The organism is Burkholderia mycopellens (assembly GCF_964265025.1).
GTDB lineage: Bacteria > Pseudomonadota > Gammaproteobacteria > Burkholderiales > Burkholderiaceae > Burkholderia.
Genome location: NZ_OZ183802.1, coordinates 2,273,589 through 2,289,739 on the forward strand (window position 1 = coordinate 2,273,589; position 16,151 = coordinate 2,289,739).

Sequence of the window (16,151 nt, forward strand, 5' to 3'; positions counted from 1 at the left end):
ACTCACTCCTCCTCATCGTCCAGGTACGGCTCGTCATCGTGATACTCGCCGCCGAAATCGTCATCGTCGTAGACACCGTCGTCGTCGTCGAATTCCTCGTCGCCCTGCCCGAAACCGAGCGCCGCCACGAGTGCGTTCATGTCGTCCGGAAGCGGGCAACGCCATTGCATCGCCTTGCCCGTGACCGGATGCACGAGGCCGAGCCGCCATGCATGCAGCGCCTGTCGCGCGAACCCGTCCGGCAGCGGCGTGACCGAGCGCTTGCCGCGCGCACGGCCGTACACGGGATCGCCGAGCAGCGGATGCCCGGCGTGCGCGCAGTGCACGCGGATCTGGTGCGTGCGGCCGGTTTCAAGGTCGCACTGGATCGCCGAAACCGGCTGACGTTGCCACAGGCATGTGTCAACCGTGCGGAAATGCGTGCGCGCGGGCTTGCCAGAGGCCCCCGTGACGACGGCCATGCGCGTGCGTTCGCGCGGATCGCGGCCGATCGGCGCGTCGATCGTGCCTTCCTCGGGCATCGTGCCCCATACGAGCGCGAAATAGCGGCGCTTCACCGTGCGGGCCTGCAACTGGCGCACGAGGTCCGTCTGCGCGGCCAGCGTGCGCGCCACCACCATCAGCCCCGACGTTTCCTTGTCGAGCCGGTGGACGATCCCTGCGCGCGGCAGGCCGGCCGCCGCGTCGCCATAGCGATGCAGCAGCCCGTTGAGGATCGTGCCGCTCCAGTTGCCGGCGGCCGGATGCACGACGAGGCCGGCCGGCTTGTTGATGACGACGAGGGCGTCGTCCTCGTAGATCACGTCGAGCGGCACCGGCTCCGGCGTAAAGGCGAGCTGCTCGGGGAGCAGGTCGGGCACGAGCTCGATCGTCGCGCCGAGCGGCACCGGCTGGCGGATCTTCGCCGGCGCGCCGTCGACGAGCACGCGCTGCGCCTCGATCCAGCTCTGCAGGCGGCTGCGCGAGAATTCGGGGAACAGTTGGGCGAGCGCCTTGTCGAGGCGTTCACCCGCGAGCGACATCGGGACTTCGACGATGCGCGGCGCGTCATCGGCCGCCGCGGACGGCACGACGGGCGGTTGTATTGCGTCGCCGGTCAGATCGTCATCGAGGGAATCCCCCGAGGCAGCGTCGGCGGGCCGATCGCTTGGGCTATAATCTTCGCGATTTGGTGTGCCCGGCTGGGCATTCTGCGAACTTGAACGGGTCATTTAGACTGGGTCACCGAGACTTGAAGCTAGGACATGCGAGCATGATGAATTCGACCAAACGTACGGCCAGAACCGTCGCCGCCCGGGCTGCGGCGGTAGCGGCCGCGGCCCTCATCGCCGGCTGCCACGGCTTGCCGCAGAAGCAGGACGAGACGGCTACCTGGTCGAACAACAAATTATACTCAGAGGCCCAGGACGCACTGTCCGGCGGCGACTGGGGCAAGTGCGCGAAATATTTCGAATCGCTGCAAGGTCGCGATCCGTTCGGCCATTTCGCGCAACAGGCACAGATCAACGTTGCATACTGCAACTGGAAGGATAACGAAGCGGCCGCCGCCGACCAGGCCGTCGATCGCTTCATCCAGCTCCATCCCGATCATCCGGATATCCCGTACGCGTACTACCTGAAAGGGATGATCCACTTCAACGACGATCTCGGCCTGTTCGGCCGCTTCTCCGGCCAGGACATGAGCGAGCGCGATCCGCAGGCACTGCGCGAATCGTACGATGCGTTCAAGGTCGTCGTCGACCGCTTCCCGAAGAGCAAGTACGCGCCCGACGCCGCCGCGCGGATGCGCTACATCGTCAACGCGCTCGCATCGCACGAAGTGCACGCGGCCGACTACTACTACCGTCGTGGCGCCTACGTCGCGGCCATCAACCGTGCGCAGCTCGCGATCAAGGACTACAAGGGTGCCCCGGCGATCGAGGACGCGCTGCACATCATGATCCTGTCGTACGGCAAGCTGAACCAGCCGCAACTTGCCGAGGACACGAAGCGAGTACTCGCCGGCACGTTCCCCGACAGCCCGTACGTCACGGGCCACTCGCGCCCCGGCGCGAAGAAGTCGTGGTGGCAGTTCTGAAGCACTGAGCAACACAACACCAGCTGCACCAACAAAAAACCCGGCTCGATGGCCGGGTTTTTTGTTGGCACCGCATTCCGGCGGCGCGGATGCGGGCGCGCGGCGGTCGCCGCGCACGCCGTCACATGCGTTTTGCCGACCGGTGCTCGTCGAAGAAGTCCTGGACAACCGCGATCTCGCGGGTTCGCTTGAACGGCGGCAGGCTCTGCCAGATCCGGCGACCGTAGGGCTTGTCGACGAGCCGCGTGTCGCAGATCATCAGCACGCCACGATCCGTCTCCGCGCGAATCAGCCGGCCCGCACCCTGCTTCAGCGTGATCACGGCCTGCGGCAACTGGTGCACCGCGAACGGGCTCAGCCCCTTCTTCGTCAGCGCGTCGAGCCGCGCGGCCAGCACCGGATCGTCCGGCGGCGCAAACGGCAGCTTGTCGATCACGACGAGCGACAGCGCGTCGCCGCGCACGTCGACACCTTCCCAGAAACTCTGGCTACCGACCAGGATCGCGTTGCCATACGCACGGAAACGGTCGAGCAGTTCGGTGCGGCTCGCATCGCCCTGCACGAGCAGGGGCGTGTTCCAGCCGCGCGACTCGATCACGTCGCGCAGCTTCGATGCGATCCGGTCGACCGCGCGCAGCGTCGTGCACAGCATGAACACGCCGCCACCGGACGCCTCGATCGCCGGCAGCGCGGCGTCGAAGACGGCGTCGGTAAACGCCGGCGAAGACGGTTGCGGCAGGTTGCGCGGCACGTACAGCAGCCCTTGCGACTGGTAGTCGAACGGGCTCGCGAGCGTCATCGAGCGACGCGAGCTGAGGCCCATTTGCGCCGCGTAGTGCGTGAAATCGCCGCGCACCGACAGCGTGGCCGACGTGAACACCCATGCGCGCGGCACGCCCGCGCGCTGCTTGGCAAAGATCGGCGCGACCGACAGCGGCGTTTCGTGCAGTTGGACGGTATGCGCGAACACTTCGACCCAGCGCACCTTCTCGTTCGGATCGCCGTCGGCTGCCGCCTTGTCGCCGGCCGCCGCTGCATCGGCCTTCGCGGCCGCTTCCGTCGCGCCAGGCGCGACCCAGCCCGCCAGCAGGTCCTGCAGCTCGCGTGCTCGCCGCAGGCACGCGCCGAGCGATTCTGCCCGTTCGGCCTGGCTCGCAAGCGCCGATGCCAGCGCGTCGAGCGCAGCCTCGAGCGCATCGAGCGCGCCGAACATCGGGTGATCGTCGCCGAGCTGGGCGAGCGACATGCGGACGATCTGGTCGTTCGCGAACGCAAGGCGCAAGTCGCGCGCCGCGCGCTCGAGATCGCCGCCGAGCTTCACCCACTCGACCGCGTCGCGTGCATGGCTCAGGCCTTCCGCCACCGTGTCTCGTGCGAGCTCGAGAATCTGCGTCGTCGACAACGTCTCGCCGAAGAACAGCGTCGCCGTTTCCGGCAACTGGTGCGCTTCGTCGAAGATGACCGTGTTCGCGTTCGGCAGCAGCTCGGCCATCCCCGTGTCGCGCAGCATGATGTCCGCGAAGAACAGGTGGTGGTTGACGACGACGATGTCGGCCTGCTGCGCCTCGCGCCGCGCCTGCATCACGAAGCAATCCTTGTAATGCGGGCATTCCTGGCCGAGGCAGTTGTCGCGCGTCGACGTGACCATCGACCACACGGGCGCCGTTTCCGGCACGCTCGCGAGCTCGGCCTTGTCGCCGCTCTTCGTGATCTTCGCGAAACGGACGATTTCCTGCAGGTAGGCCGTGTCCTGCCGCGACGGCAACCGGCCGTTGTCGGCCGTGCGTTGCAGGTAGTAGTGGCACAGGTAGTTTGCGCGGCCCTTCAGCATCGCGACCGACACCGGCACCGCCAGCGCGTTGCGCACGGTCGGGATGTCGCGCTGGAACAGCTGGTCCTGCAGGTGCTTCGTACCGGTCGACACGATCACCTTGCCGCCCCACAGCATCGCGGGCACGAGGTACGCATAGGTCTTGCCGGTACCCGTGCCGGCCTCGACGATCAGCGTGTTGTCGCCGGCATCGCTGTCGGACTCGGTTGCGGCGGCGTCCGCGCCCGGCTCGGCCGCCTTGTCGCCGTCGCCGAGGCGACGCGCCGGCCGCTTGCGGGTTTCGAAGATCTCGGGTTCGGGCATCCGGCGGGCGGACGCCTCCATCGCGGACGCGACGGCACGCGCCATCTCGATCTGCGACATACGCGGCCGATAGCCGTCGAGCGCACGCGCCAGCAATCCGCCTTCGCCGAAGATCGTGTCGAGTTCGTCGACGCGCTTGCGGCTCAGCTCAAAGGTGCCTTCGGGCGCACGAGCGCGCCCGGCGGACGACACGTCGCGCCGGGCATCGGGGGTGGCTTCAAGCGGTGAATTCAAGGCAAGCGTTCCTGTATCCAGCGCCCGGGCGGCGCCGGCGCTTGCCAGGCCGCGCTCAGGCGCGCTTATCCGGTTCCAGCTGCGATTGCAGCAAAATGATTTTGTCCTTGGCCGCCAGCTTTTCCTTCTTCAGCCGGTGCAGCGTGATGTCGTCGATGTCGGAGTGCCCTTCCTTCAGCTCGATCTCCCGAGCGAGCTGCTGGTGCTGCTCCTGCAATGCAGCCAAACGGTTGTGCAATTCCTGCTGCTGTTCCGTGTGACGGTTTTGCATATTTGCCTCCTCATCGAAGCAGCGCGCCGACTGGCGTGCCTGCGCGCCCGAGACTGACCCGATCAATCCAACACGTTACTGCCCCTGCTGTTGCTTCTGCTGCGCCTTCTCGGCCGCTTCCTTCTGACGCCGCTCGACGTCGGCCTTGTGCTGCTCGGCTTCCTTCTGCTTCTGCTCGTAGCGCGCGGCATTGTCCGCCCGCTCCTGCGCCTTCTGCGCGGCCTGCTGGTGCGCCTGATCGAGCTTGCGCTGGAAATCGCCCTGCTTCTGGTCGTATGCCTGCTTGCTCGCCGCGCGCTGCGGCCCTTCCGCGCCGCGCTGCGCCTGCTTCAGCGCATTCTGCTCCTGCTTGTCGCGGAACGCAGCCGCGTTTGCCGCATCGTTCGCCGCGCGCTGCGGCGCCTCCGCCGCATTCTGCGCCGCCTTCAGCGCCTGCTGCTGGTCGCGCTGCTGCGCGCGCACCGCCCGCTGTTCGTCGTTGAGCGCGAGCTGCTCCTGGCGGATGCTCGCCCGCTCGTCGCGCATCTGGTCACGCGCCTTGCCGAGACAGTGATTGACGAAGAACTTGCTGTAGCAATCGTGCTCGGCCACCGCATAACGATAATCGTTTTCTGCGGAGCGTTGATTGAGCACTTTTTGACGGGCGTCGAAATCCGGTGCGGCCGTGGCCATCGCGGGCGCAGCCGCGGCGGCGGCCGGCGCGGTTGCGTCCGAAGCTTGCGCGAACGCGCCGGAGGCCCCGGCAGACAAAGCCGCGGCGAGCGCTGCGCCGAGCGCGACGAGAGAAATTCGGGAAGTTGGCAACGTCGTAGGAAAGCTGCGGGACATGTGTCAAATTCTATCACCCCCGGCTGGACGCTCCGCCATTTATGGCAAAATGCCCCGCTTCACTCACCCGCGGCATCTGGCCCGTCGGGCCCGCCACGCAGCCCGCCGCTTCGGGCCCGCCGGCCCGCGCCGCGATTTCAGCAGGCACATCATCCACGACATGACGGAAACCGTAGCACTCAAGATCGTACAGCGCATCGCCACCGAACTGTCCGTCCAGCCGCGCCAGGTCGCGGCGGCAGTGCAACTTCTCGACGAAGGCTCGACCGTTCCGTTCATTGCCCGGTACCGCAAGGAAGTGACCGGCAACCTGGACGACACGCAGTTGCGCCAGCTCGAGGAACGCCTCCTGTACTTGCGCGAGCTCGAGGATCGCCGCGCGGCGATCCTGTCGAGCATCGCCGAACAGGGCAAGCTGACCGACGAACTGCGCGCCGCGATCGATGCGGCCGACAGCAAGCAGGTGCTCGAAGACCTTTATCTGCCGTACAAGCCGAAGCGCCGCACGCGCGCGCAAATCGCCCGCGAAGCCGGCCTCGAGCCGCTCGCGCAGGCGCTGCTCGCGAACCCGCTGCTCGACCCGCAGGCCGAGGCGGCCGCGTATGTCGACGCCGACAAGGGCGTCGCCGACGTGAAGGCCGCGCTCGACGGCGCGCGCGACATCCTGTCCGAACAGTTCGGCGAGACGGCCGAGCTGCTCGGCAAGCTGCGCGACTACCTGCACAACCAGGGCGTCGTGTCGTCGGTCGTCGTCGAGGGCAAGGAAAACGAGGAAGGCGAGAAATTCCGCGACTATTACGACTACGCGGAAACCATCAAGACCGTGCCGTCGCACCGTGCCCTGGCGCTGTTCCGCGGCCGCAATGCAGGCGTGCTGACGGTCAAGCTCGGTCTCGGCGAAGAACTCGACGCGCAGGTGCCGCATCCCGGCGAGGCGATGATCGCACGCCATTTCGGCATCGCGAACCAGAACCGCCCGGCCGACAAATGGCTGTCCGACGTATGCCGCTGGTGCTGGCGCGTGAAGGTGCAACCGCATATCGAGAACGAGCTGCTCACGCAACTGCGCGAAACGGCCGAAACCGAAGCGATCCGCGTGTTCGCGCGCAACCTGAACGACCTGCTGCTGGCCGCGCCGGCCGGCCCGAAGGCCGTGATCGGTCTCGACCCCGGCCTGCGCACAGGCGTGAAGGTCGCGGTCGTCGACCGCACCGGCAAGGTGCTCGCGACCGACACGATCTACCCGCACGAGCCCCGCCGCGACTGGGACGGCTCGATCGCGAAACTCGCACGCATCGCCGCGCAGACGCAGGCCGAGCTGATCAGCATCGGCAACGGCACCGCGTCGCGTGAAACCGACAAACTCGCGAGCGAACTGATCGCGAAACACCCGGAGCTGCGCCTGCAGAAGATCGTCGTGTCGGAAGCCGGCGCGTCGGTCTATTCGGCATCCGAGCTGGCCGCGAAGGAATTCCCGGAGCTCGACGTGTCGCTGCGCGGTGCCGTATCGATTGCACGCCGCCTGCAGGATCCGCTCGCCGAGCTCGTGAAGATCGAGCCGAAGGCCATCGGCGTCGGCCAGTACCAGCACGACGTGAACCAGCGCGAACTCGCCCGCTCGCTCGACGCGGTCGTCGAGGACTGCGTAAACGCGGTCGGCGTCGACGCGAACACCGCGTCGGCCCCGCTGCTCGCCCGCGTGTCGGGCCTGAACGCGACGCTCGCACGCAACATCGTCGACTATCGCGATGCAAACGGCCCGTTCCCGTCGCGCGAGCACCTGCGCAAGGTGCCGCGCCTCGGTGACAAGACCTTCGAACAGGCCGCCGGCTTCCTGCGCATCAACGGCGGCGAGAATCCGCTCGACCGCTCGTCGGTGCACCCGGAAGCCTATCCGGTCGTCGAGCGGATGCTCGCGAAGATCAACAAGCGCATCGACGACGTGCTCGGCAACCGCGAGGCGCTGTCGGGCCTGTCCCCCGCTGAATTCGTCGACGAACGTTTCGGCCTGCCGACCGTGCGCGACATCCTGTCGGAGCTGGAGAAACCGGGCCGCGATCCGCGCCCCGAATTCAAGACCGCGACGTTCCGCGAAGGCGTCGAGAAGGTGTCGGACCTCGTGCCGGGCATGACGCTCGAAGGCGTCGTGACGAACGTCGCCGCGTTCGGCGCGTTCGTGGACATCGGCGTCCACCAGGACGGCCTCGTCCACGTATCCGCGATGTCGACGAAGTTCATCAAGGATCCGCACGAAGTCGTGAAGGCCGGCCAGGTCGTCAAGGTGAAGGTGCTCGACGTCGACGTGAAGCGCCAGCGCATTGCGCTGACCATGCGCCTCGACGACGACGCGGCAGCGCCCGGCATGTCGTCGCGCGGCGGCCAGGATCGCAGCACCGCAGGGCGCGGCGCCGCCCGCCCGCAGCGTTCGCGCGAGCCGGAACCGGCCGGCGCAATGGCCGCGGCGTTCGCGAAGCTGAAACGCTGAGTCCGCGAAAGCCTTCTCGACATGCAAAAATGCCCGCCTTCCGGCGGGCATTTTTATTGAGTCATACACATTTCCAGTATTCGCGATGAAAACCGAATATGTGCGCTTTCATCATCATTTACCCGTGTTTAATCGGCGAGTTGAACAATCCGCGTTGTGAGATACGTTTTCTTGACGCTTCACAAGCGGTACATAAAATAAATCTGCGAACGACAGTATTTTGATGCTTCCGGAATACGCAGCGATTTTTCCGCTCAGCGGCAAGGTTCTCAGCAGCCCTCGCGCACGCCATGCATTTCCGGCCCGCCCGTCTTTCAGTCTCGCTGTTTGCAATCGATTCGCGACGCATTGCATTCGGTATTCGCCTGCCCGGTGAACCGGGACGGATTCGCGAAAAATGGATCGGGAAACCATGACAGAAGACCATCTGAAAACCGAACTGGCCGCATTGCACATTCCCGTTTTCGATGTGCCGTGGGCCGGCGCCTGTTCACCGCACGTCGAGCGAATCGAATCGCGCATGCTCGAATGGGCCGACGCATATGGCATGTTCATCAGCGACGCTTACCGGGAACGCGTCGCGCGCACCCGATACGGCTGGCTCGCCGCGCGCTGCTACCCGAACGCCGATCCTTCCCTGCTGCAGGCGCTCGCCGATTATTTCGTGTGGTTCTTTCTCGTCGACGACCTGTTCGTCGATCGTGTGGCGCCGATCGGCCCTGATACGTTGCGCAATCTGACCGCGATGATCGATGTGCTCGACTACGAATGTCTCAGCCCCCAGCCTGTCTACGGCGAGCGAGCGTGGCTCGATCTGTGCCAGCGCCTGCGCGCGCGCCTGTCGGCCGAACATTTCGCGCGCTTCGCACAAGGGATGCGCCTGTGGGCCACCACCGCCGGGCTCCAGATCCTCGCCCACCTGAGGACAGAGCCCGTCGCAATCCCGCAATACGAGACGATCCGGCGTCACACGAGCGGGATGAATCCGTGCCTCGCGCTGGCGGACGCGGCCAATGCCGGCGCCGTCCCGCCCGATACGTTTCATCGGCCGGAGATCCAGACGCTGTGCCGGCACGCGAACCATATCGTCTGCTGGAGCAACGATATCCAGAGCGTCGGCGTCGAGGCGCGCCAGCCAGGGCAGTTCCGGAACATGGTGCTGATCCACGCGTCGCGCGGCCATACGCTGCAGGCAAGCGTCGACTACACGGCCGAGCGCGTACGCACCGAGATCACCGACTTCGTCATCTGCGCCGATGCACTCGCACGGCACGCCGACACGCGTGTGCGCGGCCTCGTCGACGGCTGCCGATACTGGATACGCGGCTATCTGGATTGGGTGGCGCGGGATACGCAGCGCTATGCGACTGCATTTGCGGCCGGCGATGCGGACGATCGCGGCCTGATTGCCTGATTGCCGGGTCGGCTGACCCGGCGGCGCGCGGCTGAACGGCGCGCGCCGCCCCCGGGGTCAGATCTCTATCTTCGTCCCGAGTTCGACCACGCGGTTCGCCGGGATCGAGAAGAAGTCGGTCGGCTTCGCGGCGTTCTGATGCATCCACGCGAATACCCGCTCGCGCCAGATCGACATCCCGGGCAGATGCGTCGGTACAACCGTTTCGCGCGCGAGGAAGAACGACGTGTCCATCAGCTCGAACGTCATGTCGCGCGTGCGGCCGAATTCCTCGAGCACGGCCTTCACGTCCGGCGTCTCGTTGAAACCGTACTCGGCCTTCACGATGTACAGCCCGCCGCCCGCATCGCGCGAGCTCAGGCGCTTGTCGTCGCGCACGTAAGGAAAGTCGCGCGTGACGAACGTCAGGAAAATGGTCCGCTCGTGCAGCACCTTGTTGTGCTTCAGGTTGTGCAGCAGGCTGACGGGCACGAGCTTGTCGTTGCCGGTCAGGTAGATCGCGGTGCCCGACACGCGATGCGGCGGATGCGCGAGCAATCCCTGCAGGAACGGCTCGAGCGGAATACCGTCTGCCGCCGTGCGCTCCTTGACGATGTGGCGCCCCTTGTACCAGGTCATCAGCAGGAAGAACAGCAACGCGCCGATGCCGAGCGGCAGCCAGCCGCCCTGCGCAACCTTCAGCAGGTTCGCGCCGAAAAAGCCGAGATCGACCACGAGGAACACCGCGATGATCGCACCGACCAGCAGGCGGTTCCAGTTCCACACCTTCACCATCACGACGGCCGCGAGCACGGTCGTGATCACCATCGTCGCCGTCACCGCGATGCCGTACGCGGCCGCGAGGTTGTCGGAGCTCTTGAAGCCGACCACGATGCAGAGGATCACGAACAGCAGCAGCCAATTCACGACCGGCACGTAGATCTGGCCGATTGCGAGATCGGACGTATGCAGCACCTTCATGCGCGGCACGTAGCCGAGCTGGATCGCCTGCGACGTCAGCGAATACGCCCCCGAGATCACGGCCTGCGACGCGATGACGGTCGCGACCGTCGACAGCACGACGAGCGGCAGCAGCCCCCATTCGGGCGCCAGCAGGAAGAACGGGTTCTCGATCGCTTTCGGGTTCTGGATCAGCAGCGCGCCCTGGCCGAAGTAGTTCAGCACGAGCGACGGCATCACGAGCCCGTAGGCCGCGATGCGGATCGGCTTCGCACCGAAGTGGCCCATATCCGCGTAGAGCGCTTCCGCACCGGTCAGCACCAGCACGACCGAGCCGAGCACGACGTACGCCTGCAGCAGGTGGTCAGCCATGAACGACGCCGCGTAATACGGGTTGATGGCCGCCATGATGCCCGGCACGCGCACGATGTGGTACACGCCGAGCGCCGCGATCACGACGAACCACAACACCATGATCGGGCCGAACAGCTTTCCGACCAGCGCGGTGCCATGACGCTGGATCCAGAACAGCGCGATCAGGATCGCGATCGTGATCGGCAGCACGAGATGGGACAGGTGCGGCGTCGCGATTTCGAGACCTTCGACCGCCGACATCACCGAGATCGCCGGCGTGATCACCGCGTCCCCGTAGAACATGCACGCGCCGAATATCCCGAGCGCCATCAGCGCACCCGCGACGCGGGTCTTCGAATCGAGCGGCCGCAACGACAGCGCCATCAGCGCGAGCACGCCGCCTTCGCCGTTGTTGTCCGCCCGCATCACGAACAGCAGGTACTTGATGCCGACCACCAGGATGATTGCCCAGAACAGCAGCGAGATCACGCCGAGAATCGATGCTTCGGTGAGCGGAATGCCGTGTGCGGGGCTGAACGCCTCCTTGAGCGAATACAGCGGGCTGGTGCCGATGTCGCCGAACACGACGCCGATGGCTGCTATCGCTAGCGCCCGCATCGAGTGTTGGTGCGTCGAATGCGGCGCGTGTGCTGCGTCGGTCGCGTGGATCGTGTCGTTCATATAAAGCGGAATAATCGGGTCCGGGTCGGACAAAACGAGCGCTATTCTACTCGCGCCCCCGTGAATCGCCGCCCTGCTCTGTTGCCTTGTAACCACGTGATCCACGCTGCGCATGCAATCTGGCGCGAGCTGTGGCAGGGCTGCCAATCATAGCCGGGGCAGCGCCGTCTGCCTACCCGATCCACGGTACGCGCGGCGCCGGCACGCATGGCGCCGCAATGAAAAACGGCGCCGCAAGCGGCGCCGTACAAGGCTTTCCTTCGATTCGCCGGCCGCTTACGCGCCCGAGCCGTCACGCTGTGCGCGACCGCGCTTGATCCACGCCTCGAGGTTGTGCGGCCGAACCGTGTCCCACTCCTCGAACGGCTGATGAATCCACGGATTCGTCGGCAGAAACTGCGTGTGATAGTCGGGCTTGACCTTGGAGCAACCCTTGTACCAGAGCACGGCCGAGCGCACGGCCGTCACCGACGGATAGCGCTCCTTCAGGTGCTCCTGCACGCGCGCAAGCGTCACGCCCGAATCGACGAGATCGTCGACCAGCAGCACGTTGCCCGCCAGGTTGCCGCGCGTCATCGTGATGTACTGCGCGATGTCGAGATCGCCCTGCTCCGTGCCGGCCGCCTCGCGGTACGAACTCGTCGCGAGGATCGCGAGCGGCACGTCGTAGATGCGTGACAGTTGATCGCCGACGCGCAGGCCGCCGCGCGCGAGGCACAGGATCTGGTCGAACTTCCACCCCGATGCATGCACCTGCAGCGCGAGCAGCTCGATGAGACGGTGATACTCGTCCCAGCCTACCCACAGGTTCTTGTCGTCGTTGCGCGGATCGGTCATCAAATCTGCCGCTGTCATCGTGATTTGCTGCGTCATCTGAAAATTACACCTTGAACGGATGGCGGAGCAGAATCGTTTCGTCGCGGTCCGGCCCCGTCGACACCATGTCGACCGGCACGCCAGCCACTTCCTGGACGCGGGCCAGGTAAGCCTGCGCGTTTGCCGGCAGTGCTTCCCACGTCTTGATGCCGACCGTGCTTTCCTTCCAGCCGGCAAACGTTTCGTAGACAGGCTCGCAACGGGCCACATCGGCAGCACCGCGCGGCAGGATGTCCGCATCCTTGCCGTCAATCTTGTAGCCGACGCACAGCTTGACTTCGTCGAGGCCGTCGAGCACGTCGAGCTTCGTCATGCACAGGCCCGACACGCCGTTGATCTGGATCGAGCGGCGCAGCGCGGCCGCGTCGAGCCAGCCCGTGCGGCGCGGACGGCCCGTGACCGAACCGAATTCCTTGCCGACGTTGGCGAGCGTGACGCCGACCTGATCCTGACGCTGCGGATTGTCCGCATCGTACAGTTCGCTCGGGAACGGGCCCGAGCCGACGCGCGTGCAATAGGCCTTCGTGATACCGAGGATGTAGTTGAGCTTCTGCGGACCCACGCCCGCGCCGGCCGACGCCGCACCTGCGACGCAGTTGCTCGACGTGACGAACGGATAGGTGCCGTGATCGATGTCGAGCAGCGTGCCTTGCGCGCCTTCGAACAGCAGGTTCTGGCCCGCATTGTTCGCGTCGTACAGGCGGCGCGACACGTCGGCCACCATCGGCTTCAGGCGGTCGGCATAGCCGAGCATCGTGTCGAGCGTGGCCTGGAAATCGACGGCCGCGCCGCCCAGGTACTGGGTCAGCACGAAGTTGTGGAAATCGAGGTTTTCGCGCAGGCGGTCGGCGAAGGTCTTCGCGTCGAACAGGTCCTGCACACGCAGCGCGCGGCGGCCGACCTTGTCTTCGTACGCGGGGCCGATGCCGCGGCCCGTCGTGCCGATCTTGCCCGCGCCCTTGCGCGCTTCGCGCGCCTGGTCGATCGCGATGTGGTACGGCAGGATCAGCGTCGCGGCTTCGGAGATGAACAGGCGGTCGCGCACGTTCACGCCCGCTTCTTCCAGCTCGCCGATTTCCTTGAACAGTGCTTCGGGGGACAGGACGACGCCGTTGCCGATGTAGCAGGCGACGCCTTCACGCATGATGCCCGACGGAATGAGGCGCAAGATCGTTTTCTTGCCGCCGATGATGAGGGTGTGGCCGGCGTTGTGACCGCCCTGGAAACGCACGACGCCCTGAGCGTGGTCCGTCAGCCAGTCGACGATCTTGCCCTTGCCTTCATCACCCCATTGCGTTCCCACGACGACGACATTGCGCCCGGGAGTCACGTTCACTGCGCTGGCAGACATGTTGATTCGTTAGCTGGTTAAAAACGTATTCTACCTATGTTCGCGGGCGATTCCGAATTTTTCCGTTTCGCTTCAACGATATGCACGCCGAAGCACGTCCCGCGAACGTCTGTTTATCGGGGTTCGACCACCCATGCGCCGTTGCGCTCGACGAGCGAACGGTCGCAGGCGAACTCGTCGAGCACATGATCGTGGCCCGGCAGCGCCTGGATCACGACCTCGCCCGCATCGCGCAGCGCCGCCACGGCCGCGCTCAGCGCGTCGTCCTGCGCCCACGGCGCGAGAATCGCCGTGCCGCGCGCCTCGACCGGCGAAATCCGCGCGAGTTCGCGCAGGTCGAGCGAGAAGCCCGTAGCCGGGCGGGCACGGCCATACGCCTGGCCGACATGGTCGTAGCGGCCGCCCCGCGCAATCGCGTTCGGCACGCCGTCGATGTAGGCGCTGAACATCGCACCGCTGTGATACGCATAGCCACGCAGGTCGCCGAGATCGATCGCCACCTCGGCACCCTTTGCCTGCGCCGCGAGTTGCGCCAGATCGTCGAGCGCCCGCGTGATCTCGGGCAGCACCGGCAAGCGTGCGCGCGCCTCGGCGAGCACGCTCGCGTCACCGTAGAGGTGCGGCAACGCGCGCAGCGCGGCGCGCGTGTCGGCGCCGAGATCGTCGGTGAGCTCGTTCAGCAGCGGCACGTCCTTGCCCGACAGCGCGTCGTACAGCGACTCGCCGCGCTCGGCAGCCTGCGCGTCGCGCGCCAGCAGCGCCGCGAGTACGCCCGCATGGCCGAGGTCGAGGCGGATGCGCGACAGGCCCGCGAGATGCAGCGCGTCGAGCATCAGTTGCTGGATCTCGAGATCAGCTTCCAGCCCGGCGTGCCCGTAGATTTCGGCGCCGATCTGGATCTGCTCGCGCGTCGCGTGCAGGCCGCGCGGACGCGTATGCATCACGTGGCCCGCATAGCAAAGGCGCGTCACGCCCTGGCGGTTCAACAGGTGCGCGTCGATCCGCGCGACCTGCGGCGTGATGTCCGCGCGCAGGCCGAGCGTACGGCCCGACAACTGGTCGACCAGCTTGAAGGTGCGCAGGCGCAGGTCGGCGCCGCCGCTCGTCAGCAGCGACTCGAGATACTCGAGCAGCGGCGGCATCACCATTTCGTAGCCATACGAACGGAAGCGGTCGAGCAGCCTGCGGCGCAGTTCCTCGATCTTGCGCGCTTCCGACGGCAGTACGTCGGCGATATTCTCGGGAAGTAACCAGGTCGACATCGGTACGGTCCTACGACGGGAAACAGCGCGCGACACGCGCGCCGCGATGTGAATCGGAAATTCTGAATTCGGGCGGGACAAACGGCGGATGCGCCGTCCGGATCAGGTCGCGAGCAGCAGCAGTATGAGCCCGAGCACCATCACGATCAGCCCGCCGATCCGGATATGATGCGGCGGCCGCTCAGCTATTCTACGAAACGTGTCGCGCCAGGCAACGGGAAACACGAAGGGGAACGCCCCCTCGATGATCAGCATCAGCGCTACTGCAAGCAACAACGAGCCAGCCAGGTCCATGCGAGCGACGGCGCCGCTCGACGCGGCGCCCCAAGGTCAATGTTTGCGGGGAGCAGGCGCCGCCGGTGCGGCACCGCCCGTCGGGCTGCGCATGAAGCGGAAGAACTCGCTGTCGGGATCGACGACGATGATGTCGTTGCGCTTGAACGTGTTCCGGTAGGCCTGCAGGCTCGCGTAGAACTGATAGAACTGCGGGTCGCGGCCGAACGCATCGGCGGCAATCGTCGCGGCCTTCGCGTCGCCCTCGCCCTTGATCGTCTGGGCGGACTTGTACGCGTTCGCGAGCACGGCCTGCTGTTCGCGTTCGGCGTCCGCCTTGATCTGCTCGACGTCGGCCGCGCCTTGCGCACGCACCTGCGCTGCCTGATCGCGCAGTGCGCCGATCATCCGCTGATAGACGGCGTCGGTCTGAGCGGCCGGCAAGTCGACGCGCATCAGCTGGACGTCGACCACGTCGACGCCGAAGCCGGACACCTTCGTCTTCACTTCGTCGCGCGCCGCATCGGCGATCTCACGCTGGCCGCCAAGCGCGTCGTCAAGCGCGCGCTTGCCGAACGCGTCACCAAGTGCGCTCTTCAACGCGCCGGCGAGGCGGTCGCCGGCTGCCGACGGGTCGCCGCCCGTCGTCGTGAAATACTTCATCGGATCGTTGATCCGGTACTTCACCGCGTAAGCGACGAGCAGGTCGTGCTTGTCTTCCGTTGCCAGTTGCAGCGGATCCGACGACTCGAGCGATTGCAGGCGCGTGTCGATCAGCGTGGCCGTCTGCAGCGGCGGCGGCAATTTGAAATGGATGCCCGGGCCTGCCAGCTCGGGTTGCGCGCCATCGCGCCCCGACAGCACGGCCGCATGGCGCGGATCGACGGTAAGGACTGTCGACGATGCCGCGAAGGCAACGATCACGATTGCGACGACGAGCGCAATGATTCGGTTCATGTTCTGCGCTCCCCG

At 66.0% G+C, this 16,151-nt stretch carries 13 protein-coding genes; 3 read left to right on the plus strand and 10 right to left on the minus strand.

Going from position 1 to position 16,151, the window contains the following annotated elements:
- Positions 1 to 2: 2 nt before the first annotated feature.
- Positions 3 to 1,211 (minus strand): RluA family pseudouridine synthase, encoded by a 1,209-nt coding sequence (locus ACPTTC_RS10465; RefSeq protein ID WP_423392436.1) that lies wholly within the window; start codon positions 1,209 to 1,211, stop codon positions 3 to 5.
- Positions 1,212 to 1,252: 41 nt separating this feature from the next.
- Here ACPTTC_RS10465 and ACPTTC_RS10470 point away from each other — a divergent pair, with 41 nt between their 5' ends.
- On the plus strand, positions 1,253 to 2,077 hold the full coding sequence (locus ACPTTC_RS10470) for an outer membrane protein assembly factor BamD (RefSeq protein WP_021163132.1): 825 nt from the start codon (positions 1,253 to 1,255) through the stop codon (positions 2,075 to 2,077).
- Between the two features lie 121 nt (positions 2,078 to 2,198).
- On the opposite strand, the gene ACPTTC_RS10475 is transcribed toward ACPTTC_RS10470, so the two are convergent.
- From ACPTTC_RS10475 to ACPTTC_RS10485, 3 genes are all read right to left on the minus strand, one after another.
- Complete coding sequence (locus ACPTTC_RS10475) at positions 2,199 to 4,445, minus strand: ATP-dependent DNA helicase (protein ID WP_423392437.1); 2,247 nt, start codon at positions 4,443 to 4,445, stop codon at positions 2,199 to 2,201.
- A 55-nt stretch (positions 4,446 to 4,500) separates the two neighbouring features.
- Positions 4,501 to 4,716 (minus strand): YdcH family protein, encoded by a 216-nt coding sequence (locus ACPTTC_RS10480; protein ID WP_006478692.1) that lies wholly within the window; start codon positions 4,714 to 4,716, stop codon positions 4,501 to 4,503.
- 75 nt (positions 4,717 to 4,791) lie between these two features.
- Entirely contained in the window at positions 4,792 to 5,544 is a 753-nt protein-coding gene (locus ACPTTC_RS10485; RefSeq protein ID WP_226197037.1) for a hypothetical protein, read from the minus strand.
- 160 nt (positions 5,545 to 5,704) lie between these two features.
- Between ACPTTC_RS10485 and ACPTTC_RS10490 the strand changes: the two genes are divergently transcribed.
- Both ACPTTC_RS10490 and ACPTTC_RS10495 read left to right on the plus strand, forming a co-directional pair.
- Entirely contained in the window at positions 5,705 to 8,029 is a 2,325-nt protein-coding gene (locus tag ACPTTC_RS10490) for a Tex family protein (protein ID WP_423392438.1), read from the plus strand.
- A 412-nt stretch (positions 8,030 to 8,441) separates the two neighbouring features.
- A complete protein-coding gene (locus ACPTTC_RS10495; RefSeq protein WP_423392439.1) occupies positions 8,442 to 9,443 on the plus strand; it encodes a terpene synthase family protein in 1,002 nt (333 codons plus the stop codon).
- Between the two features lie 57 nt (positions 9,444 to 9,500).
- Here the strand turns inward: ACPTTC_RS10495 and ACPTTC_RS10500 are convergent, their stop codons facing one another.
- From ACPTTC_RS10500 to hflC, 6 genes are all read right to left on the minus strand, one after another.
- Complete coding sequence (locus ACPTTC_RS10500; RefSeq protein ID WP_175956030.1) at positions 9,501 to 11,417, minus strand: potassium transporter Kup; 1,917 nt, start codon at positions 11,415 to 11,417, stop codon at positions 9,501 to 9,503.
- A 276-nt stretch (positions 11,418 to 11,693) separates the two neighbouring features.
- The gene (locus ACPTTC_RS10505) at positions 11,694 to 12,290 is read right to left on the minus strand and encodes a phosphoribosyltransferase (protein WP_011352251.1); all 597 of its coding nucleotides are present in this window, start codon (positions 12,288 to 12,290) and stop codon (positions 11,694 to 11,696) included.
- A gap of 7 nt (positions 12,291 to 12,297) precedes the next feature.
- The gene (locus tag ACPTTC_RS10510) at positions 12,298 to 13,644 is read right to left on the minus strand and encodes an adenylosuccinate synthase (protein ID WP_423392440.1); all 1,347 of its coding nucleotides are present in this window, start codon (positions 13,642 to 13,644) and stop codon (positions 12,298 to 12,300) included.
- 113 nt (positions 13,645 to 13,757) lie between these two features.
- Positions 13,758 to 14,906, minus strand: coding sequence for an ATP phosphoribosyltransferase regulatory subunit (locus tag ACPTTC_RS10515; protein WP_089440226.1), 1,149 nt, complete (start codon positions 14,904 to 14,906; stop codon positions 13,758 to 13,760).
- Positions 14,907 to 15,008: 102 nt separating this feature from the next.
- Entirely contained in the window at positions 15,009 to 15,200 is a 192-nt protein-coding gene (locus tag ACPTTC_RS10520) for a DUF2065 domain-containing protein (protein WP_011352254.1), read from the minus strand.
- 36 nt (positions 15,201 to 15,236) lie between these two features.
- Positions 15,237 to 16,136, minus strand: a complete 900-nt coding sequence (gene hflC, locus ACPTTC_RS10525; RefSeq protein WP_423392441.1) for a protease modulator HflC — start codon at positions 16,134 to 16,136, stop codon at positions 15,237 to 15,239.
- Positions 16,137 to 16,151: the final 15 nt, after the last annotated feature.